Source organism: Serratia myotis, assembly GCF_027474885.1.
GTDB classification, from domain to species: domain Bacteria; phylum Pseudomonadota; class Gammaproteobacteria; order Enterobacterales; family Enterobacteriaceae; genus Serratia; species Serratia proteamaculans.
The window spans coordinates 2,103,507-2,124,752 of record NZ_CP099707.1 but is presented as its reverse complement, the minus strand read 5'-3'; the positions used below and the strand labels follow the sequence as shown (position 1 = coordinate 2,124,752).

The 21,246-nt window shown below is 50.7% G+C and carries 19 protein-coding genes, 2 tRNA genes and 1 other RNA gene; 6 read left to right on the top strand and 16 right to left on the bottom strand.

Annotated elements, in window-relative coordinates; all coding sequences use genetic code 11:
* Positions 1-143: 143 nt before the first annotated feature.
* The 5 genes from NHG65_RS10115 to ftnA form a co-directional block, all read right to left on the bottom strand.
* Positions 144-2,642 (bottom strand): DUF4214 domain-containing protein, encoded by a 2,499-nt coding sequence (locus NHG65_RS10115; RefSeq protein ID WP_499183256.1) that lies wholly within the window; start codon positions 2,640-2,642, stop codon positions 144-146.
* Positions 2,643-4,152: 1,510 nt separating this feature from the next.
* Positions 4,153-4,494: a YebY family protein gene (locus NHG65_RS10110; RefSeq protein ID WP_219015927.1), complete on the bottom strand. Its 342-nt coding sequence runs from the start codon at positions 4,492-4,494 to the stop codon at positions 4,153-4,155.
* 69 nt (positions 4,495-4,563) lie between these two features.
* Positions 4,564-5,445 (bottom strand): copper homeostasis membrane protein CopD, encoded by an 882-nt coding sequence (gene copD / locus NHG65_RS10105; RefSeq protein ID WP_219015926.1) that lies wholly within the window; start codon positions 5,443-5,445, stop codon positions 4,564-4,566.
* A 3-nt stretch (positions 5,446-5,448) separates the two neighbouring features.
* Positions 5,449-5,832, bottom strand: coding sequence for a CopC domain-containing protein YobA (gene yobA, locus NHG65_RS10100; RefSeq protein ID WP_037420313.1), 384 nt, complete (start codon positions 5,830-5,832; stop codon positions 5,449-5,451).
* 321 nt (positions 5,833-6,153) lie between these two features.
* Positions 6,154-6,672: a non-heme ferritin gene (ftnA, locus tag NHG65_RS10095; protein WP_129934944.1), complete on the bottom strand. Its 519-nt coding sequence runs from the start codon at positions 6,670-6,672 to the stop codon at positions 6,154-6,156.
* A 372-nt stretch (positions 6,673-7,044) separates the two neighbouring features.
* Here ftnA and NHG65_RS10090 point away from each other — a divergent pair, with 372 nt between their 5' ends.
* Entirely contained in the window at positions 7,045-7,275 is a 231-nt protein-coding gene (locus NHG65_RS10090) for a DNA polymerase III subunit theta (RefSeq protein WP_085116270.1), read from the top strand.
* 106 nt (positions 7,276-7,381) lie between these two features.
* Here NHG65_RS10090 and tnpA (NHG65_RS10085) read toward each other — a convergent pair whose 3' ends face one another.
* From tnpA (NHG65_RS10085) to NHG65_RS10075, 3 genes are all read right to left on the bottom strand, one after another.
* On the bottom strand, positions 7,382-7,840 hold the full coding sequence (gene tnpA, locus NHG65_RS10085; protein ID WP_129935314.1) for an IS200/IS605-like element IS1541C family transposase: 459 nt from the start codon (positions 7,838-7,840) through the stop codon (positions 7,382-7,384).
* A 174-nt stretch (positions 7,841-8,014) separates the two neighbouring features.
* Entirely contained in the window at positions 8,015-8,968 is a 954-nt protein-coding gene (gene pip / locus NHG65_RS10080) for a prolyl aminopeptidase (RefSeq protein WP_261284255.1), read from the bottom strand.
* A 172-nt stretch (positions 8,969-9,140) separates the two neighbouring features.
* Positions 9,141-9,566 carry a TraR/DksA C4-type zinc finger protein gene (locus tag NHG65_RS10075; RefSeq protein WP_099062466.1) on the bottom strand — a complete coding sequence of 142 codons (426 nt, stop codon included), beginning with the start codon at positions 9,564-9,566 and terminating at the stop codon, positions 9,141-9,143.
* A gap of 437 nt (positions 9,567-10,003) precedes the next feature.
* Here NHG65_RS10075 and exoX point away from each other — a divergent pair, with 437 nt between their 5' ends.
* Positions 10,004-10,672 carry an exodeoxyribonuclease X gene (gene exoX / locus NHG65_RS10070; RefSeq protein WP_261424394.1) on the top strand — a complete coding sequence of 223 codons (669 nt, stop codon included), beginning with the start codon at positions 10,004-10,006 and terminating at the stop codon, positions 10,670-10,672.
* Positions 10,673-10,779: 107 nt separating this feature from the next.
* On the opposite strand, the gene tnpA (NHG65_RS10065) is transcribed toward exoX, so the two are convergent.
* The 7 genes from tnpA (NHG65_RS10065) to NHG65_RS10035 form a co-directional block, all read right to left on the bottom strand.
* Positions 10,780-11,238, bottom strand: a complete 459-nt coding sequence (gene tnpA / locus NHG65_RS10065) for an IS200/IS605-like element IS1541C family transposase (RefSeq protein WP_129935314.1) — start codon at positions 11,236-11,238, stop codon at positions 10,780-10,782.
* A gap of 178 nt (positions 11,239-11,416) precedes the next feature.
* Positions 11,417-13,450: a S9 family peptidase gene (locus tag NHG65_RS10060; protein ID WP_499183255.1), complete on the bottom strand. Its 2,034-nt coding sequence runs from the start codon at positions 13,448-13,450 to the stop codon at positions 11,417-11,419.
* Positions 13,451-13,518: 68 nt separating this feature from the next.
* Positions 13,519-14,172 carry a tellurite resistance TerB family protein gene (locus tag NHG65_RS10055; protein WP_099062469.1) on the bottom strand — a complete coding sequence of 218 codons (654 nt, stop codon included), beginning with the start codon at positions 14,170-14,172 and terminating at the stop codon, positions 13,519-13,521.
* A 181-nt stretch (positions 14,173-14,353) separates the two neighbouring features.
* Entirely contained in the window at positions 14,354-14,935 is a 582-nt protein-coding gene (locus tag NHG65_RS10050) for a TorD/DmsD family molecular chaperone (protein WP_499183254.1), read from the bottom strand.
* Between the two features lie 43 nt (positions 14,936-14,978).
* Complete coding sequence (locus tag NHG65_RS10045; protein WP_085116263.1) at positions 14,979-15,716, bottom strand: phosphatase; 738 nt, start codon at positions 15,714-15,716, stop codon at positions 14,979-14,981.
* A gap of 86 nt (positions 15,717-15,802) precedes the next feature.
* Entirely contained in the window at positions 15,803-16,744 is a 942-nt protein-coding gene (gene ghrA / locus NHG65_RS10040) for a glyoxylate/hydroxypyruvate reductase GhrA (protein WP_207977750.1), read from the bottom strand.
* Between the two features lie 127 nt (positions 16,745-16,871).
* A complete protein-coding gene (locus NHG65_RS10035) occupies positions 16,872-18,371 on the bottom strand; it encodes a peptide MFS transporter (RefSeq protein ID WP_099062472.1) in 1,500 nt (499 codons plus the stop codon).
* Between the two features lie 411 nt (positions 18,372-18,782).
* Between NHG65_RS10035 and NHG65_RS10030 the strand changes: the two genes are divergently transcribed.
* From NHG65_RS10030 to NHG65_RS10020, 3 genes are all read left to right on the top strand, one after another.
* A tRNA-Ser gene (locus tag NHG65_RS10030) sits at positions 18,783-18,872 on the top strand.
* A gap of 222 nt (positions 18,873-19,094) precedes the next feature.
* Positions 19,095-19,184 (top strand) — tRNA-Ser (locus NHG65_RS10025).
* 45 nt (positions 19,185-19,229) lie between these two features.
* A non-coding RNA gene (locus NHG65_RS10020) (RtT sRNA) lies at positions 19,230-19,349 on the top strand.
* A gap of 57 nt (positions 19,350-19,406) precedes the next feature.
* Here the strand turns inward: NHG65_RS10020 and NHG65_RS10015 are convergent.
* Complete coding sequence (locus tag NHG65_RS10015) at positions 19,407-19,763, bottom strand: helix-turn-helix domain-containing protein (protein ID WP_112348122.1); 357 nt, start codon at positions 19,761-19,763, stop codon at positions 19,407-19,409.
* Between the two features lie 296 nt (positions 19,764-20,059).
* On the opposite strand from NHG65_RS10015, the gene NHG65_RS10010 reads away from it, so the two are divergent.
* Positions 20,060-21,241 carry an efflux RND transporter periplasmic adaptor subunit gene (locus NHG65_RS10010; RefSeq protein ID WP_249265782.1) on the top strand — a complete coding sequence of 394 codons (1,182 nt, stop codon included), beginning with the start codon at positions 20,060-20,062 and terminating at the stop codon, positions 21,239-21,241.
* The last annotated feature ends 5 nt before the right edge of the window (positions 21,242-21,246 follow it).

Here is a 21,246-nt window from a genome sequence, read left to right as displayed (position 1 = left end):
CCTGAAAACTACAACCCTACTAACAGTAGTAGGGTTGTAAATATAATCAAGACACTAACTCCATATTAAATCTTCTTTAAATTAGGATAAAAAACACTTACCTGTCTAATAAAAAAGTGATGAGTATAATACCGAGACAAAACTCAGGCATATTCCACATTAACACCATTTAATTCCACAACCGGAGAATACTTCAAACCACCAATCAATTCTTGATGATTTTGGTTATCCAACATAATATAGCCATCATTAGTATCGAATTTATGATCGTTATTTTTATCATTAATGACAAATGACTTGATTACTCCATCCTGATCCATTAATGATAATACGCCAATTTCAGCTAATGGCCCAGCCAATGAAAATATATCACTGACAATACTGTCATTTGAAAAGTCATTATTCATGAAAACTTCAATCCACGAGGACCCGATTTCATCAAAAGTATGAACGCCATAATCAGAAATGCTTAAACCACCACCCATTGATAATTTAAAATCATCACCAAACTGCACTGCGTCTTTAGTTAAATCAAAATCAGTAATTCGAATATAGCCATGGCTAGCAGCGTTAATCTTTATTAAATCACTACCACCACCGCCAGTAATCATACTCCCGCTCGCAACATCAAATATATCATCACTATTGGTTCCGATGACCATCAATGGTTGTGGTGTGTAATGACCATCAATTATATAATCATTCACACTTCTTCCATTGGAATCTTTAATATTATCAGCCAGCCAACGTAATTGTAACGCTTCATAAAGTGTAACCTGATAGTCAGACGTCAAGGAAAGTCCACCTGAATTTCCAGAAGCATCTATTGTTTTAGCGAATCCATTGCTTGCAAGAGTAAGATTAGAGATAGTTAAATCCAATCTATTGCTTCCTGTTATAACTATTTCCGCATCCATACCGGCGTTGCCTACAGAAATCCCGGAGTCCTCTATTTTTAATATATTAGTAAAGCCGACCTCCCCATATGACTTTATTGTTACCGAGCTTAATAATTTATATTCAATTGGATTGGGTGTTGTAGATATTTTTATCGTTCCGCCATCTATATTGTTATGATCTTTACTATTAAAGATAATATCGAAGTTGGCTTTTCTTCCATAATTGTCTTTTGCAACACCATCTATAATAAACTCAATTTTACTTTGAGATGTGGCATCATGTGAAATTTCAAGGTTAAGGGCCGTTTCTTTATTTATTTTATCAACTATTACATCGTCCGCTTTTTTAGATAAAGAAAAACCTTTTTCAATTGATGTCCAGTAGAATTCAAACAAACCAGAATAGCCACCAAGGTCTAATTTTTCGAAATTTTTAAAATTATCAAAATTTGGACTTTTAGGCGTTGGGTTACCAGAGCTTGGCGGTTTTATAAAGAAATTTGCTGATACTATATCTACGCCATCACCACCATCAGCAAAGATGAATGATGAAGGGTGATGAAGGTTATCTACCGGCCCATACCATAAAAGACTATCATTACCTCCATTTAAATAAAATCTCCCTTGGGTTATCTCTGTCACATCAGTAAGCACTTTAATATCATTACCATTAGTCCCTACAAAACAGTCATCACTATCAATTACCAGAGGAGATATTGCAGGATCAAAAATTAAATTCAAACCTTGATTACCTACTATCTTGACTGTAGCCAACTTACCTGCTTGGGTCAGGTCTACTCTCATGGCATAATCAGAATTAATAGTCAAATTAACTAATCCAGTAATTTCAACTGCCGATAATATATGTGGCTTACCCGTATTTGCGGATGTCAACAAAGAGCCGTCGCTCAGTAATTCAGCAGCTACACTTTTATCAAAAACAAGACTCTCACCAACGTTTTTTATTATTATCCCTTTTTCACCCTCTGTAATACCATTCGAAGTCATCATGTAATCTACCGTTTTTATTAAGGTAGACGTTCGGCTGTTCATACCCAGCAGAGCCAATTCTTTTTGAGTGGCATCTCTGTCAATTAATCTATTTAAGATATAGTTTATAAAATCATTTCCATATAGATTACCTACTGTATCACCGGCCTCCTTAGAAATAATAATATCATTTACAATATAATCAATACTATGTTTCCCACTCTCCAAACTACTAATATAGGTGTTAAACCCTTGAGCATCGATCCCTCGACCTAAGATAGCAAGATATGCCGTTGCAACCAACTCCTGATTACTCAATGAAAAATTAACAGCCTCAGATGTTTTATATGTCGCATCAACTAACTTTATAAATTCACTTTGTTTATCCAACTGTTGTGAGTTAAACTCTTTATAATTAAATAAGTCATCAAATAATAAATTCAATTTATATTCAATTACATTTACTGGCCCTGTATTATTTTTAACATTAGTATAACACTCAAGACTCTCATCCTCAGGTAATACACCATATATATTTTTATACACACTAGTTAAAATTTCTTCGGTAGTTTTATCTTCATAAAGTGACTTTCCTGCATCTGAATTTAAAACTCTTTTTATAAAACCTTCACTAGATAAGGTCTGGGTTTTAAACTCATGCGCAACCCACCCCAAATCAAAAAACCTTGCATCCTCGCCTAAAATAGAAAACTGTAATGCAGCAGCCAACTGGTGTAGTTGTAAAGCCTTCATAACTTTCATCTCCAATTATTATCATGAAGCAATCATTAACTATTTAATTAATCAAATGCAAATAATATCGAAGCAATGAAAACCACTTGATATGTAACATATACATATAGCTCCCCCCCAATAGAACGCAACCCATTGGACATTAAAGTTTGAAAACACATGAATTTAACGCGCACTTCAACGAGTAGTGAAGATAGGTATTATGTGTGAAATTCCGAAACTAAATAGTCGATAATTTTATTATTCAATAAAAATACCGAAAAAAACATATAGATATATCTTTATATTGACCATTAACTTAATTACTTTTTGTCTACAGCTTGAGGAAAACTCACCGTTTCCTCAAGCGAACAAAAACTTAGTTTGGCCATTGTTCGTAAATGGTAAAAGGACCGATTTAGCAATAAAGCTGCTGGAAAAGCGCACGTAACTCTTTAAAATACCGAATATAAAAAACCGAGAGAACTTATTCTTAACCTATAAAATCAACAAATTATAAAATCACAAACACGATCCATTTAAATGCCATATTTACATAAAATAAAAACAATACGTAAATGTGAGTTTAGCGTTGAAAAATCCATCTAGTACCTTCGCTATACGTATTTTTTCAGATAATTATAAAATTTCTCGGTTCGATTAGAGAAAGTCCCAGCCACATAATAGATATATATTCCTCACATTAAATTGACCAATCACCCCAAAACATCGTGCCGCACCTTACCTATATCTCAGCCAGAATTACTCCATGATTGACGTACTTAAAATAAAGCCCACCAAACGATTGTTTGGCGATAATTGATCTACAAAACCAATTTGAATCGTTTATGCTACCGCCTCAACATACAGGACTAAAGTCGCAATAATTACGCTCACGTCGGTCACGTCGGTCACGTCGGTCACGTCAGCGGGAATAGTCACGTCTTAGCATATTGTCATCACCAAATCGATAACAGCCTTGTTGCACCGACACACGCGGCAAAAGTGGTGGTGAGGCGTGAGCGGCTGAAATGGGGACAATGGCTGCAATCGTGAAACTGCAGTCGCAATGCTGGATTGGTTCGGATTGGCAATGGATCTGACATTAGTCACCGGGCTGAGGATTGGACTCAGTTCCGATTTAATCAAGCTGTGAATGATTGCCTGCAAGTCGAATAAGGAAAGATGAGAGTAAAAAGTGCGTGATGCTGTAAAAGACCGAATATCAAATTTCGAGTAAAATTCGAGTAAAATTCGATTTTTCCTAAAAATAACCATATAAAACAATAGGTTAAAAAAAGACCGAATACGATTCCTATATTCGGTCTAGGGAAATGGCTCTTGGGAGAGAGCCGTGCGCTAAAAGTTGGCATTTTGTGCAAGGCTTGTTCAGCCGTGCACTTTAAGAGTAGCTTACCGCGCTATTTTTGCCAGCCAGCCACACGGCCAGTGATAGTTTCATGAAGAAATTAATTTCGCATGTTTTTTCATCACTGGTTAACCCCAAACTAAGCCATTGTCGGATAAGCGATTAGTTGGCGCACAGCTTCTCGGCACGCTCACGGTACGGCTCAACACTCATTTTATGACCTGGATTGGCGGCGTCATCCAGCAGGATCACGTCCAGCGGCTGAGCGCGTTGCTGCCCTGCTTTCACCTGCGCGTCTGCGGCAGCATTGAGTGGGTATTGCATCAGTGTGCTGTTGTTGAGTACGAACAGCGCGCCGCCACTGCGGCACTGCAACGTCACCTCTTCTTTGGTGAACGCCCATTGTTTGCCGTATTCCAGCTTGGTGATGTTCACCAGTTGATCTGCCGCCAGCGCACCGGTCGCGATTGCCAGCAGCGTCATGCCAAGTAATACCGATTTCATGTTATGGCCTTAAGGTTGCTATTTGATCCAATTTTCCCGCAGTTTAGGGGCATCCGGCAAGCCGCAATGTTACACCGGCGCATAGGTTGCAAATAAACTGACCAACAGCAGCACGCCCGCGCCCAGCCCCACTTCAATCCAGCAGGCCAGCACCAATCCTCGCTGTGCCAGTTGCGGCATACTGCTCATCGCCGGGACGATGGCGTAACGATTAGCCAATGCGACCATCACCATCAGCGCCACCAGCGCGGTTTTGAACAACAGCAGGCGCTGGTAAGGAGAATCTACATCCAGCGGCCAACTGCCCAGAATAATCAAACTGTTAATCACGCCGGTCAACACCACCAGCGCTACCGCCAGGTGGCCCCAACGCGAGAAGCGTATCAATGTAGTCACTGCATCGCTGCGGCTTTGCGGTTGAGCCAGGTAGCGCAGGCAAACCAGCAACGGCAGCAGACTGCCAAACCAGTAACCAGCGGCCAGCAGGTGCAGCGCGTGGTTAACACGGTGCAGCACGCCCAGCGTCCCTTCATGCATCGCCGCATGACCAATAAACGCCATGCTGACCAGCAACAGTGTGGAAAGCAGCGCCAAAAGCTGCGTGCGGCGAGGATCTGCCAGCCACAGGCTCAGCAGTGCCAGTAATGAAATGCCCAGGTGCCAACGCCAGACTTCACCAAAGGTGGTGCCCAGCACTGCCCACCATACGTCCAACCGCCAGGTGTCAGCCCAGCCATCACCCATCTGTCCGGCCTGAATAGCCAGCAACGCCACGGCAGAAAGCCCGGCAAGCCAGGTGCAGGAGACCAGCAAAGGACGCACGTCACGGGTGAGATACGGGGAAAGGCGCTGCGGCGACAATAAGGCGGTGAACAGGCTGGAGCCAAACATCAGCATCACCGCCGCAAAGTGCACAAAGCGACACAGGACAAACAGGGTCGCCAGACTCATGGGTTAGTTTACGGTGAAGCTGTACTGGCCTTTGGTTTTATGACCGTCGACCGAAACTACATGCCAGTTGACGTTATATTTGCCGGCCGCCAGATCGCCTTCGATAGGCAGATTGACCTGGGTGTTGTTGTTCGCATCAAGCTGCAACTTGCCGGTTTTCACTTCGGCGTTGTCCGGGCCAGTGATTTTAATGCCGCTAAAGTTAGGCTCGATACCTTCGGAGAAGTTGAGCGTCAGCACTTTCGGTGCCGGACTCACGCTGGCATCTGCCGCCGGCGTTTCAACTTTCAAATGAGCATGCGCTAGTGCCTGCTGTGAAGACAAGCCGACAAACAGCACGAAAATAGTGGAAAGCAGGCGATAAGAAGAACGAATTTTACCGATCACAGTGATATCCCTTAAAGCAATAATCGAGGGTGATAAGGGGTAAGGCTAACCGCCTTGGCGATGTATCAGCAGCCCACCCCACCGCAGATGATTGCGCCACGGGTAAACAGAAGAAGTGATTAGCGAGTAACCCACTGTTTTAACTCTCTACCATCCCTGTAGCGTATCGGGTCAAATGATAACGAGTGTCATTATGCAAGTCGAGCAGAACGCTGGCATTTTGCGATCCAGTAGCACATATCGCTGCATAACCGCGATAAACTCAGGGCATAAAAAAACCGCGCACCGGGCAAAGCCGACACGCGGTTTTAACAAAAGCGATTAAACCTGACCGTTAGCGCTTTCGCCGACCGCACCCATTTTCTTCAGATCTTTATCAATGAAGAACAGTGCATTGCCGCTGGTCCCCACCAGTGCCAGTTTATCCAGCACGGATTTGAACAGCTTCTCTTCTTCGTGCTGCTCGGCAACATACCACTGCAGGAAGTTGAAGGTAGAGTAATCGTGGGCAGTCATTGCCGCGTGTGCCAATTCGTTGATCTGACGGGTAATCAGTTGTTCATGTTCGTAAGTCTGCTGGAACACGTCTGCCAGGGAGGCAAACTCAACCGGTGGTGCAGCGATGCTGCCCAACAGTGGCAGAGAACCGGTATCGCTCAGGTATTCGAACAGGCGTTGCATATGTTGCATCTCTTCCTGAGAATGCTCTTTAAGAAATGAAGCTGCACCTTCAAAGCCTTTATCGCTGCACCACGCGCTCATTTGCAGATACAGGTTGGCGGAGTAAAACTCCAGGTTCAGTTGCTCATTCAGCTTTTTGGTCATTTCTGGCGTCAGCATAATTATTCCTTTTATTTTGCAGGTATCAATTTAATTTTCCGCATTATGCCTTGGTGAAAACAAAATAAACACACTTGATTCACATCATTATCGATTTAATTTTAAATAAATTAAAAATCAATGAGTTATAAAAACATTAATTATTCATTTAAATTATTATGATAACCATTTACATCTGTATATTTAATCAAAAGGCGAATCATTCTTATTTAAAATAATAAATAAATTGCATTGCTATTGGAGTAATAAATAACCTCACCCACAGTGGGTTATTACTGATGCACCGCCCCCTTTGCGCTTCAGGCTTGCCAAGTGCCGCCGGGTGCATTACCTTCTGCGCTGATCCAATGCGGTAACAGTAAGGAGAATACGGTGGGTTACAATCTGGCAGAGCTTTCCAAAGAAGAGATGGACAAAGTGAACGTTGATCTCGCGGCTTCCGGCGTGGCGTTTAAAGAACGCTACAACATGCCGGTGATCCCAGAAATGGTTGAGCGCGAACAACCGGCGCACCTGCGTGATTATTTCCGCGAACGCGTGGCGCATTACCGTGCCGAATCGCACAAGTATTCGCGTCTGCCGTACGAGCCGAAGTCCAAATAATAAATATCCTCCGGCATAGCCGGAGGTTTTTCATATGCGCCTATAAGGCTCTGTTACCAGCCGCGCCCTAACAGGCGCATAGCAATCTGACATTTGCATCTATGGATTACTTACGGCCCGTAAACGGGCTACCTGGATACGGGATCGAGAGTTGCTCACCCATTTTATCCTCTTCCAGTTGGTGCTTTATGTATTCTTGTATCCTGGCCGTGTTTTTCCCTACCGTATCAACGTAATACCCTCGGCACCAAAACTCCCTGTTACGGTATTTGAACTTCAAATCCCCAAACTGCTCATAAAGCATCAGGCTGCTCTTTCCCTTCAGGTACCCCATAAACCCCGATACACTCATCTTCGGCGGGATTTCCAGAAGCATATGAATGTGATCCGCACAGCATTCCGCTTCCAGAATATTCACGTTTTTCCATTCGCACAGCTTTCTTAAAATACTGCCAATCGCTTTGCGTTTTTCCCCGTAGAACACCTTTCTTCGGTACTTCGGCGCAAAAACTATGTGATATTTACAGTTCCATCGGGTGTGCGCTAAGCTCTTTTCGTCCCTCATTGGGACCCCCTTTTGATTTCTTGTTGAACATTTGCAGTTGCCAGACCGCAAACTGTTTTAACAAATCAAAAGGGGTTTTTATAACTGGCTCAAAGCTGAAAGCTTTACTGAACCCCCAGCCTAGCTGGGGGTTTTCTGTGCACAAAAAAACCCGCCGTCATGGCGGGCTCAGTGTCATTTGGCAGCAAACCTGTCGGTGGCCAGCATCAACTGATGCAGGATCCCCGGTTCGTCAAAGGAGTGCCCTGCTCCCTCGACAATATGCAGCTCTGCCTCCGGCCAGGCCTTCGCCAGATCCCAGGCGTTTTGCACCTGGCAAGCCATATCGTAACGGCCATGGATAATCACCGCAGGAATATGGCGGATCAATGGGACATTGCGCAGTAACTGGTCATCGCTGTCCAGGAAGCCCAGATGGGTGAAGTAGTGGTTTTCAATGCGGGCGAAAGCTAGCGCAAAGTCATCCTCACCAAAAGAAGCCGACTCGCTGCTTGGCAGCAAGGTCACCGTCTCCCCTTCCCACACGCTCCACAGCTTTGCCGCTTCAAGCTGCACCTGCAGATCCGTTGAGGTCAGGCGCTGGCGATAAGACGCAATCACGTCCTTTCGCTCTTCTTCTGACAGAATCGACAATACGCGCTCCCATTTCTCCGGGAAGAAGCGTGAAGCGCCGTCCTGATAGTACCAATGCAACTCCTGCTTACGCAGTGTGAAGATGCCACGCAGCACCATTTCGCTGACGTGCTGCGGATGGGTTTGCGCATAGGCCAACGCTAACGTCGAGCCCCAGGAACCACCAAACACCAGCCATTGGTCGACACCGGCCATTTCGCGTAGCCGTTCAATATCCTGTACCAGATGCCAGGTGGTATTGTTGTCCAGGCTGGCGTGCGGTTTGGAGCGACCACAGCCGCGCTGATCAAACAGCAACACCTTATAGCGCTGCGGATCGAACAGTTGGCGGTGATAAGGGGAAATACCGCCGCCTGGCCCGCCGTGAATGAAGACCGCCGGCTTACCGTTCGGGTTGCCGCTCAGCTCCCAGTAGATCCGGTGGCCATCTCCAGTGTCCAGCCAACCGCTGTCATATGCTGCTAACGGCGGGTACAAACCTCGTAATTGTTCCATGGCGCTTCCGTCTCTCTGTGGGTCATACCCTCATCAAAGCCGAAGCGGCCCATTTGGTCAACGGTAAATCCTGAAAACTCCTACACTCCCCAACAAGTTAGGGTGCGTTTGCTTAAAATGAATACGACCAGCCAGCAAAATGCCGGCTGGTTATGGGTGGCCAGCCGTGATCTTAGCCCCGTTTACGCAGATGCGGTTCGCGCATTTCCTGGGCAGTTTTCGCTTCAATGCTTAGCTCCGCCGTCGGCCGCAGCAACAGACGCGCCAGGCCGATAGGTTCCCCGCTTTCCCGGCAATAGCCGTATTCGCCGTTATATAATCGGGTCAAGGCCGCGCTGATTTTCGGCAGCAACCGGCTTTCACGATCCAACTGACGGAACAGCAATCGCAGGTCCTCTTCGCGGGCCGCTTTGTCCGCTTCATCACCGGACACTTCGCCGCCGTCGATATCCCGTTTCAGCGCCTCAATGTGCTGCAACAGTTTCTGTTGCTCATCAAGCAAGCGCTGGCGGAAAAACGCCTGCTGAGCCGGGTTCATGTATTCAGACTCCGGCATGGCCAGGAGCTGCTGTTGGTTTAATAAGGTCACAACCTTCATTGTGCTCTCCGGTTATCATTCAATTGTTATATTATAACATATCATAATATTTAAGCAGCCATTCATACGAAAACAAAATTCTGCCTATAAACAATCAATTAACAAAACCACCGGCTTTCATGCTTGCATCCAACAGGCGTAAGGGGGTTAATGGCTGAGCAACCCACCCAACCATAGGTAACTGAGAGGCCATCATGAGTAAGGGAATGGATAGCAAAAAAAATGCGAAGAAGAAGCCGTTGAAAACCCCTGCAGAAAAACGTGCAGGCAAACGCGCGAAGAAAGGCCAGTCGACCGGCGAGTAAGCGAACTTCTAACCGTAATTAAACCCGCCAAGGCGGGTTTTTTGTTGCCTGCAATACCTTGGTCCCTTTCAACGGTTGGCAGGAGCACGGCTGCCGGTTAAGCTAAACCTGTGCAGCCACTCTGAGGAAACCATGAATTTACGCGTAATAGACACTGAAACCTGCGGACTGGAAGGCGGCGTGGTAGAAGTGGCTTCTGTTGATCTGATCGACGGACAAATCACCAACCCGATGAGCGACCTGGTCAGCCCCGACCGCCCCATTGGCATTGAGGCCATGGCCATTCACCACATCACCGAGCAGATGGTTGAAGGGAAACCGCGCATCGCGGTGGCGATCGGCCGCTATCAGGGCAGTCCCTATTATGTTGCGCACAATGCGGCTTTCGATCGCGGTGTGCTGCCGGAAATGCGCGGTGCCTGGATATGCACCATGAAACTGGCGCGTAACCTGTACCCGGACATCAAATACGGCAACCAATACCTGCGCTATGCGCTGAATCTCGATGTGCAACTGCCACAGGACACCACGCTGTATCCGCACCGGGCGTTATATGACTGCTACGTGACCGCTGCGCTGTTACAACGCATCATCAAGGATTCAGGCTGGACGCCGGAACAGATGGCGCAAATCACCGACCAGCCGGTGCTGCTGAAGAAGTTTAAGTTCGGCAAGTATCGTGGGCAGGAAATTGATCGCGTCGCGCAGGAAGACCCTGGCTATTTACGCTGGATGCTGAAATCCATCGAGGACCTCAGCCCGGACATGAAGCACACGCTGAAATACTATTTGATCGGTTGAATAAATATCCTCCGGCATAGCCGGAGGTTTTTCATATGCGCCTATAAGGCTCTGTTACCAGCCGCGCCCTAACAGGCGCATAGCAATCTGACATTTGCATCTATGGATTACTTACGGCCCGTAAACGGGCTACCTGGATACGGGATCGAGAGTTGCTCACCCATTTTATCCTCTTCCAGTTGGTGCTTTATGTATTCTTGTATCCTGGCCGTGTTTTTCCCTACCGTATCAACGTAATACCCTCGGCACCAAAACTCCCTGTTACGGTATTTGAACTTCAAATCCCCAAACTGCTCATAAAGCATCAGGCTGCTCTTTCCCTTCAGGTACCCCATAAACCCCGATACACTCATCTTCGGCGGGATTTCCAGAAGCATATGAATGTGATCCGCACAGCATTCCGCTTCCAGAATATTCACGTTTTTCCATTCGCACAGCTTTCTTAAAATACTGCCAATCGCTTTGCGTTTTTCCCCGTAGAACACCTTTCTTCGGTACTTCGGCGCAAAAACTATGTGATATTTACAGTTCCATCGGGTGTGCGCTAAGCTCTTTTCGTCCCTCATTGGGACCCCCTTTTGATTTCTTGTTGAACATTTGCAGTTGCCAGACCGCAAACTGTTTTAACAAATCAAAAGGGGTTTTTATAACTGGCTCAAAGCTGAAAGCTTTACTGAACCCCCAGCCTAGCTGGGGGTTTTCTGTGCACAAAAAAGCGGGCAGCGCCAGCCGCCCGCCTGAAGGTTACTCCGCCAGCGCCAGAATAAAGGCGTACTCCAGCGCGATGTCCTCATAGGCTTTGAAACGCCCGGACTTGCCGCCGTGGCCGGAATCCATATCGGTATACAGCAGCAGTTGGCGATCGTCGGTCTTCAGCTCACGCAGCTTGGCCACCCACTTGGCGGGTTCCCAATACTGCACCTGAGAGTCATGCAGGCCGGTGGTGACCAGCATATGCGGATAATCCTGCGCCTTGACCTGATCGTACGGGCTGTATTGCAAAATGTAGTCGTAATAGGCCTGCTGGTTCGGGTTGCCCCATTCGTCGTATTCCCCGGTGGTCAGCGGAATAGACTCGTCGAGCATGGTGGTGACCACGTCGACAAACGGCACCTGCGCCACAATGCCGTTGAACAACTCAGGCGCCTGATTAATCACAGCCCCCATCAGCAAGCCGCCGGCGCTGCCACCCATGGCGAACACCCGTTTGGCATCACCGTAGCCCTGGGCGATTAACGCTTCGGTCACATCGATGAAATCGTTGAAGGTATTTTGCTTTTTAAACAGTTTGCCGTCTTCGTACCACAGTTGCCCCAGCTCACCGCCGCCGCGAATGTGTGCCAGCACAAACACAAAACCGCGATCCAACAGGCTTAAGCGGCTGGCGCTGAAGGCCGGATCCATGCTGCTGCCGTAAGAGCCGTAGCCGTACACCATCAGCGGGTTAGTGCCGCGCGCGAAGCTATCGTGGCGGTAGACCAACGAAACCGGGACCTCAACACCATCACGCGCCTTCACCCATACCCGCTCGCTGCGGTAATTTTCCGGGGTGAAGTTTTTCACTTCCTGCTGCTTGAGCATCACGCGTTCGTCGCTGTCGAGATTTAGCTCATACAGCGTGGTCGGCGTAGTCATCGATGAGTAGCCATAGCGCAGCAGCCCGGTTTCCGGCTCCGGATTGTACGCCAGCCAGGTGGTGTAGGTCGGATCGTCGAAGGCAATGCGCTTCACTTCGCCACTCTGCCAGTGGATCTGTCGCAGTTGGGTCAGGCCTTCGCTACGCTCTTCCACCACCAGCCAATCGCGGAACAGGCTAAAGCCCTCCAGCATCACTTCGATGCGCGGGGCAATCAGCGTCTGCCACTGCGCTTCATCCGCCTGCTCGCTTTGATACAGGCCGAAATTCTTGCCGTCCTTGTTGGAGCGGATATAGAAATGCTGGTGATAGTGATCGATACCGTACTCATGATCCTTACGGCGCGGCACAAACATCTGCGGCGTGCTGTCGGCGCGATCGGCGTCCAGCAGCAGGATTTCCGAGGTAGTGGTGCTGCTCAGGTGGATCAGAATAAAACGATCGGAGGTGGTCTTTTCCAGCCCGACGTAGAAGGTGTCGTCCTGCTCTTCGTAGATCAGCTCATCGAGTTGTGGATCGGTACCCACCACGTGGCGGTAAACCTGATAAGGCAACAGCGTTTTGGCGTGTTTGCGTACGTAATACACGGTGGCCGAATCGTTGGCCCATTCAAAGCTGCCGGAGGTGTTTTCCAGCACTTCGTCGGTCCAGCTATCGTCGCTTAGGTTTTTGAAACGAATGTCGTATTGACGACGGGAAAGGAAATCTTCCGCAACCGCCAGCTTTTGGTTATCGGGGCTGACTTCCAACCCGCCCAGAGTATAAAACTCACGCTGCTCGGCACGTTGGTTACCGTCAATCAGGGTGTCCCAATGCTCGCTCTCGGCCTGGGGCTGACGGACGTAAATCGCGTATTCATTACCCGGTTCGAAGCGCGTCTGATAGCGGTAGCCGTTCCGGACATAAGGCACCGAATGCTCCTGCTGAGGAATGCGCGCCACCATCTCTTCGTACAGGGTTTCACGTAACGCCTGCTGCGGTTTCAATGCCGCATCGGTAAAGGCGTTTTCCGCCTGCAGATAGTCCAGCACCTGGGGGTCTGCGCGCTCGTCGTCGCGCAGCCAATAATAGTCATCTACACGCGTGTCGCCATGGGTCGTGATGGGATAAGGACGTTTTTCTGCCTTAGGGGGTGTCATCATTGCTAAATCATCCGCTTACCTTGATTAAGGCAAGAGTGACACGATTCCCCCCGGCTTGCCAAGCGGCGCTAGGCCAGCTCGCGTTTTTTCTCGTTCACGTCGTTTTCTATGCCCTGCTTAACGTCCGCCGGGATCTTCAACGACTGCGCCAATGCGTCGAGATAGCCGCGCTCCATAAAGTGATCGACGTCGATCACCATGCAGCTCAGGTAATAAACTTCGAGCGCTTCGTCTTCATTCTTCACGCTCTGGGCCAGCAGATCCGGGTTCAGCGGCTGCTCGATGGCTTCCTGTACCCATTTTTGTGCTTCCTCTCCCACCTGCAGTTGCTCCAGGCTGTGGTCGATAGCGAGTTTTTCTTCTGCATCAATGTGGCCATCGCTCTTGGCGGCGAACACCAGCGCCTGCACCAGCCGTTTGGCGCGCAAATCCACCGGCGTGGTTTGCAGACCGAACTGCGGTTCATTCTGATGGGTTTCTTTCACCCGTTGCTTGTACTTATTCCACAACACCGCGCCCACCGCCGCGCTGCCGCCGATAATCAACGCATTCTTGCCAAATTTGCCCACCAGCTTGCGCGAAGACTTATTCGCCAGCAAGACGCCTACCAGGCCACCCAGTGCGGTCGGGGCCAGCAGTTTGCCGATGCCTTCCGACCCGCCGATTGCACCGGCCTTTTGCCCAATCATTGATTGGATCTGCTGCATCCAGTTATTTTTCATACTTTACCCTTTGCCTAAGGAAACGAGGCGTGTAGGCACACTAAAAGCCAAACCGCCGGGGAACCGTCAGATTAGGGGATTATTTGTCAATTTACGTATGGGGGATGAAAACCTGTGTAGCGGGGAAATCGGTAAGGAATTGGCCGGCTCCGCGGTTAAGCGCAAGCCGGCCAGCAGGGCATTAAAGCTGTTCACCCTCTTCACCCGATTGGTCTTGTTCGTACTCCGCCAGTTCGTCACGCATCGCCTGGATAGACTCGCGAGCCAGCAGCGACAACGTACGGTAAAAGCCGGTGGTGGCGTGAGCTTCCACTTTGCCGAGGAAACGGCCGCACCAGGGCAGCAGATACTCGTCAAACAGGGTGATTTGCGCCTGCGCTTCGTCTTCCTGCGCCTGATCTTCCAGCCAGGAAGCGGCCAACAGCAAAGAACCGAAGTGATCGGCCGGCGCATCGCTGAGTGGCATGCCACGCTGCTGCAGGAAAGTACGCACTTCCGCTTCCGTCGCGCCTTCAACATAGGCAGAACGGAACGGTGACACGCTGCACTCACTGCCGACAAACATCGCGTTGAAATCGCTGGAAAGCTGGTTGACATCACAACCTTGCTGCAGCCGCACCAACAGTTCGTCCTGCTCCAGCGGCCAGTGTTGTTGCAGCTTGCCTTCTTTGATCAGCGTGAACAACGGCACCAGCAATGGATCTTGCGGCTGACGGTAAAACAGCGTACCCAGCACGCGGCAAACAATGGAAAACTCATTCATGATAATGCCTTATACAATACGGAAAAAATTTGCCGGGACGATGTCACAAATCGGCCAGTTCCGCAATCGCCGGCTTGCCGCGCCGTTCGAGAAAGTCCAGCAGGCGCCGTGGGCTAACGTTAAGGATGCGTTCCTGCGGGAATGCCACTTCGGCAATAATGCGCTCGCAGTGTTCAAAGCCGCCGAGTGAGAAGGCAATATGTGAATCCGAGCCCAGTGCCAGCCAGCCGCCGGCATCACGCACCGCAGCCGCAATCGCCCGGCAGTTGTCTTCACTGCCTTTGCGCGAATGGGTGAACGACGAATTGTTCAACTCCAGCGCCACTTCATACCTGGCCGCCGCAGCGGCAACCGCGGCAATATCAATCGGGTATCTTGGGTTACCGGGGTGGCTGATAATGTGCACATCCCCTTGTGCCATCGCAGCAATCATCGCTTCGGTATTGGCGGCCTTGTCCTGCGGCGCAAACACCGGCTCGTGGAAACCGGCGATAATCACGTCGATTTTATCCAGCATCGGACCGGTGCAGTCGATATCGCCCTGCCGATTTTTGATGTTGGCCTCGATGCCACGCAGAATGCCCACGCCGTCCACCAGACGCGGCCACACGTGCATGTTCATAAAGTGCCAATAATGCGGTGCATCGGCCATGTCCGGGCCGTGGTCGGTGATGGCGAACAGTTTGATGCCCTTTTGCCGGGCTTCGACGATGTAATCATGCAGCGTGCTGTAGGCGTGGGTGCTGGCGACGGTGTGCATATGTAAATCAACGGGGTACATTGCTTCTCCTTCTGGGCGGCCTGCCAAAGTATGGCGGCAGGCGCGGTTTCTTATTTATTTAGCTTAGCAGGTGCATCACCGGAAGATCAGTAACCGAGCTGCACATCCACCACCCCGGCCGGCGTTTGTCCGGCTTCAAGCGCGAGAATGTTTGCTGCTATCTGATCCATCGCCGCTTCCGGCAAGGTGATGGCAGCAATATGCGGGGTAATGGTGACACGCGGATGACGCCAGAATGGATGCGCCTGCGGCAGCGGTTCGGTGACGAACACGTCCAGCGTGGCGGCGGCAAGCTGCCCCTGCTCCAGCGCCTGCAGTAAATCGTCTTCAACCAGGTGTGCACCTCGGGCCAGATTGATCAGGTAAGCGCCCGGCGCCAGATGCGCGAATAGTTGTTGATTCAGGATCCCGGCGGTTTCCGGCGTGTTGGGCAACAGGTTGATCAGCAGTTGCACGCCATCGAGAAACGCGGCACGCTGCCCGTCTCCGGCAAAGCTCTGCACGCCGTCAATTTGTTTCGGGCTGCGGCTCCAGCAACGTACGTTAAAACCCAATGCCGTCAGCTTCAGCGCAACGCTTTTGCCCAACACCCCGGCCCCAAGGATGCCAATGGTGAAATTATCCTGCTGATGGGGATCGAGCGGCCGCCATTCCTGCTGCTGTTGCAGCAGTTGATACTCGTCAAAACGGCGGAAATAGCGCAGCACGTAACTCAGGGCGTATTCCTGCATCTGTTGCGCCATACCGGTGTCTTCAAGGCGCAGCAGCGGGACACCGGCCGGCAGGGTACCGGGGTACTGACGCTCTTGATCGAGAATAGCGTCGACGCCGGCCCCCAGGGCAAACACCCCTTTTAGCTGTCCGCGGTTAGCCAGCATCTCGTGTGGTGGTCGCCACACCAGTGCATAATCCGCCGGACGGTCATCGCCCGGTTGCCAGGCACGAACCTTCGCCTGCGGCAGGCGCTGCGATAAACCTGACAGCCATTCCCCGGCATTAAAGAAAGGGTGGTAAAAAATGATGTTCATCTGCGCGACTCCCGTCTGTTTTTATGCATTTCCATCCAGACTTCCGCGATTCGCCGACAGATGCAAGTATTAAAGCCCAAAATGAAAACAGCCCCGACCAGTGGGGCTGTTTTTATACTGCGGGATCTCAGGCGGCGACAGGCGTGTCGTGCCGGATTAGCCGGCGCAGCAGTGGGATCAGTATCAACATCACCACGCCGACGCCTGCGGCTCCCCAGCCCAGCGCACTGAACACTTCGCTGTAACCGGGGTTGGTTAGCACCGGGGTGCTGCCGCTGTTTTCCGGCATCAGGCCGGAGACATAGCCCGCCAATACCGAAGCGACGCCAGTGACCATCATCCAGCAGCCCATCATTATTCCCTGATAGCGCGGTGGTACCAGTTTGCCAATCATCGCGTAGCCGATCGGGGAAATCATCAGTTCACCGATGCTCTGCAATACGTAACTAATGACAATCCATTTAAATGCCACCAGCCCGTCACCGCCCGCCAGGCTGATGCCCAACGGCAACACCAGCATGCCCAGCCCAATGCAAAACAGCGAACCGGAGAACTGCATCGGAATGTCGATCTTGCAGCCGCGCGCTCGCAGGCGGTTAAACCACCAGGCCATCAGCGGTCCACCGACCACGATCACCAGCGTATTGATGTTCTGGATCCACTGCGGTGCCACCTGAATGCCATAAACGTTCAGATCGATATTGTGCTCGGAGAACAGCATCAGCCCCATTGGAGCCAACTGGTACAGCGCCCAAAACACCAGGGACCCCAATGCCAGGATCAGATAAGCGGTCATCCGGCGACGTTCATCACGCGGATGATGGCGTAATGTGACCACGCACAGCATCAGGAAAATCAGCACGCCGAGGCCAATCACGAAGTGTCCGCTGAACTCCGCATGGGTCAGCATCACGCGGATGATGGGCACCAGCGCGACCAGCACCGCCAACCCGACCAGCATGCGCCAGCGGTATTGTGAACGGTTGGCGTCGTGCAGCGGCGTGTTGAGATCGGCCAGGATGCGCCAACGGCTTACGGCGACGATGATCGCCGCCGCGTTACCCAGGGTAGCGAACAGGAATAGTGCGCGGTAGTTTTCGGTCAGTTGATAATAGCCGGCCACGGTAAAGCCGACAAAGAACCCCAGGTTCATCCCGGCATAGTTCCACAAAAAGGCCGACTCGCGCCGATCGTCATCCGGCTTGAAGCGCTGGGTGAGCATCATATTAATGCAGGTGACATTCAGTCCACTGCCGGTCAGGAACATCGCCAGGCCCCAGTAGAGCCCCCAGACGCCCGCGACGGCGATCAACGCGCAGCCGATCACCTGCAACACCATGCCCAACACGAACAGGTTGCGGTTACTGAGGAAACGCCCTCCCAGATAACCCCCGAACATATGCAGACCGTAATTGAACGCGCCGAAGACGCCCATCATGGCATTGGCATTACTCTCGCTGAACCCCAGACGCTTGGTGGCGTAAAGCACCAATGTGGAGTACAACACGGCAAAACCCAACGTGGCGAAGATTTGGATAAAGAACAGTGCCCCGGCCCCCGGGGGAATGGCATGCCGCTGCGGCCCTGCCGTAGGATCCGATAAAGTCAAAGTGAACCTCTGCTGCATTATTATTTGATAGATCAATCCCTGTCTGCTTTATCACCGGAGCAATGCCCGGCAACCTGCGCGGCGGTGTGATAATCCTTGCCAAAACCCCGCGCCAGCACCCTTCCATTTAGCGACATATATGACTAATAATCCAGTATTAATGCATATAAAAGCACTACCAATATCATCATTGCTGATATATTGAGCTAACACCTACTGGAGCGTTCAAATATTAGTCAGCTATATAATTTTACGCCATGTCTCCCCATCGATTCATCCGAGACGGCGGCCGATCGCTCGGGAAATCAGCAAATTGCTGGAAGTTTAGCTAAACAGTCATGGTTATGTCACAAGAGGGTTGACGCTGGGATCAGATTCTCCTACATTAGCGCCCGTCGACAGCGCAATGCGTTAGCGATGAAGTAAAACGGTGAGGTGTCTGAGTGGCTGAAGGAGCACGCCTGGAAAGTGTGTATACGCGTAAGTGTATCGAGGGTTCGAACCCCTCTCTCACCGCCATATTCGAAAAGAAAGCCTGAACGCAAGTTCAGGCTTTTTTGTTGTCTGCAGCATAGGAGATTACGGTATAAAGTCCCCATCCATGCTGTTCGCCGCAGTTTTCAGCAAAGCGAACACGGCTTAAGCGGACGCGCCGAAACGCAGAAATTCTGCTTGACCGGATCGCCCTCTCTCCCTATAGTAGCGCCCCGTTGCACCAGTGAGTACGCAACAACAAAATACGGTGAGGTGTCTGAGTGGCTGAAGGAGCACGCCTGGAAAGTGTGTATACGCGTAAGTGTATCGAGGGTTCGAACCCCTCCCTCACCGCCATATTTTAAAGAGAAAGTCTGGATTAACCTCCAGACTTTTTTTTGCATATCATACCGACTGGGAGGGTGAGAACCCTCGACAGGGTTTGACAAAACGCATGCGTTTTGGACCGCCAAAGGCGGCCCGCAGGGTGAGCGCAGCGAATCAACCCCTCCCTCACCGCCATATTTTAAAGAGAAAGTCTGGATTAACCTCCAGACTTTTTTTTGTCTGTAATCCGCCTCAGTGCGTGCGGTTAGCCGCCATAGAGGGTTGCATCACGGCGCGGCGCCAGTCACCCGGAGTCTGGCCATAGTGGCGTTTAAAACTGCGATTGAAGGATTGTTGCGAGTCAAAGCCGAGTGAGATTGCCACGCTGACGATCGGTTCACCGCTGTTGGCCAGCCGTTCCGCCGAAACTCTCAGCTTCTGCATGCGGATATATTCCCCCAGCGCATAGCCGGTCTGGCGTTTGAACATCCGTTGCAGGTGCCATTTAGAATATCCCGCTCGCCCCGCCACGGTGTTGATATCCAGCTTCTCTTCCAGATTATTGTCAATCCACTCAATCAAATCAGTAATAAAACCCGTGCTGTTCATGCTGACGCTCCCATGACATTGGCAGAGAGATCCGCTGCCCGATGTCATTACGTTGCAGCAGTTTCGCATTAAATGCAATTTTTATTATTGCATTTAATGGATGGGCACTTCTATAATCCAGCCAATTAATGTAACCGATATTGATACATTAATGTGACAACAATATGTTTCAAAACCTAACCGTTGTGCCAATGACAGGTGCAACCGCTCTGCCGCCGGTCACAGGCCGGAGAAGTTGCCCGGATAACAGGGCCGGGTATATCGCCTGATCGTGCTCACTACTGGAAATAAAAATAATGCCAAGCCAGCCTGATTCATTGTTCCATTCACACCGCCGCCCAAACGGTATCGGTTTCAGCCTGCGCCTCTCAGCCGCCGCGCTGCTGACGGTGCTGCTGGCCGGGTGTGACAACAGCGTCGCGCAAAATGCCGCGCCGCCTCCACCGGCCGTCAGCACCGCCGACGTAGTGATAAAACCCATCAGCCAATGGGATGCCTTTAACGGGCGGATCGAGGCGGTGCAAAGCGTCCAGCTAAGGCCACGGGTCTCCGGTTATATCGATAAAGTGAATTACACCGAGGGCGATGAGGTGAAGAAAGGCCAGGTGCTGTTCACCATCGACGATCGTACCTATCGCGCCGCTCGTGAACAGGCACAGGCCGAACTGGTACGGGCACGCAATCAGGCAGCACTGGCCCGCAGCGAATCCGGCCGCACCGAAAAGCTGATCGGCAGCCAGGCAATTTCAACCGAGGTATGGGAACAGCGTCGCTCTTCCGCCGCGCAGGCACAAAGCAACGTATTGGCGGCTCAGGCCCAGTTCGATCTGGCGCAGCTGAACCTCGACTTTACCCGGGTGATTGCACCGATTGACGGACGCGCCAGCCGGGCAATGATCACCGCCGGGAACCTGGTCACCACCGGCGACAGCGCCAGTGTGCTCACCACGCTGGTGTCGCTCGACAAGGTCTATGTCTATTTCGACGTCGATGAAGCCACTTTCTTGCGTTATCAGAATGATGGCCGCCGCACGGCAAAACTGCCGGTGAAGGTCGGGCTGGTCGGCGAAGACGGCTATCCGCATCAGGGCACCGTTGATTTCACCGACAACCAGTTGAATGCCGGTACCGGCACCATCCGCATGCGCGCCCTGCTGGAAAACGCTGAGCGTCGCTTTACCCCTGGACTGTTTGCACGGGTGCAAATGCCCGGCAGCGCCGTGTTTAACGCCATGCTGATCAACGATAAATCGGTCTTGACCGATCAGGACCGCAAATTTGTTTATATCGTCGATAAAGACGGTAAGGCGCAGCGACGCGATATCGAAGTGGGCCGGGTGGCCGACGGGTTACGTATTGTGCAAAAAGGCCTGGCTGCAGGCGACCGGGTGATCGTCGACGGTATGCAAAAAGTGTTTATGCCGGGCATGCCGGTCAATGCCAAAACCGTGGCGAACACCGCCTCCGCGCTTAACTAAGCCCC

Bases quoted from the DNA above. Each gene is read 5' to 3' on its own strand.
- exoX (WP_261424394.1), top strand. From the start codon at position 10,004: ATGAATTTACGCGTAATAGACACTGAAACCTGCGGACTGGAAGGCGGC.
- NHG65_RS10060 (WP_499183255.1), bottom strand. From the start codon at position 13,450: ATGATGACACCCCCTAAGGCAGAAAAACGTCCTTATCCCATCACGACC.
- pip (WP_261284255.1), bottom strand. From the start codon at position 8,968: ATGGAACAATTACGAGGTTTGTACCCGCCGTTAGCAGCATATGACAGC.
- NHG65_RS10055 (WP_099062469.1), bottom strand. From the start codon at position 14,172: ATGAAAAATAACTGGATGCAGCAGATCCAATCAATGATTGGGCAAAAG.
- ftnA (WP_129934944.1), bottom strand. From the start codon at position 6,672: ATGCTGACGCCAGAAATGACCAAAAAGCTGAATGAGCAACTGAACCTG.
- ghrA (WP_207977750.1), bottom strand. From the start codon at position 16,744: ATGAACATCATTTTTTACCACCCTTTCTTTAATGCCGGGGAATGGCTG.
- tnpA (WP_129935314.1), bottom strand. From the start codon at position 11,238: ATGAGGGACGAAAAGAGCTTAGCGCACACCCGATGGAACTGTAAATAT.
- copD (WP_219015926.1), bottom strand. From the start codon at position 5,445: ATGAGTCTGGCGACCCTGTTTGTCCTGTGTCGCTTTGTGCACTTTGCG.
- tnpA (WP_129935314.1), bottom strand. From the start codon at position 7,840: ATGAGGGACGAAAAGAGCTTAGCGCACACCCGATGGAACTGTAAATAT.
- NHG65_RS10050 (WP_499183254.1), bottom strand. From the start codon at position 14,935: ATGAATGAGTTTTCCATTGTTTGCCGCGTGCTGGGTACGCTGTTTTAC.
- NHG65_RS10015 (WP_112348122.1), bottom strand. From the start codon at position 19,763: ATGAACAGCACGGGTTTTATTACTGATTTGATTGAGTGGATTGACAAT.
- NHG65_RS10110 (WP_219015927.1), bottom strand. From the start codon at position 4,494: ATGAAATCGGTATTACTTGGCATGACGCTGCTGGCAATCGCGACCGGT.
- NHG65_RS10010 (WP_249265782.1), top strand. From the start codon at position 20,060: ATGCCAAGCCAGCCTGATTCATTGTTCCATTCACACCGCCGCCCAAAC.
- NHG65_RS10075 (WP_099062466.1), bottom strand. From the start codon at position 9,566: ATGAAGGTTGTGACCTTATTAAACCAACAGCAGCTCCTGGCCATGCCG.
- NHG65_RS10035 (WP_099062472.1), bottom strand. From the start codon at position 18,371: ATGCAGCAGAGGTTCACTTTGACTTTATCGGATCCTACGGCAGGGCCG.
- NHG65_RS10045 (WP_085116263.1), bottom strand. From the start codon at position 15,716: ATGTACCCCGTTGATTTACATATGCACACCGTCGCCAGCACCCACGCC.
- NHG65_RS10115 (WP_499183256.1), bottom strand. From the start codon at position 2,642: ATGAAGGCTTTACAACTACACCAGTTGGCTGCTGCATTACAGTTTTCT.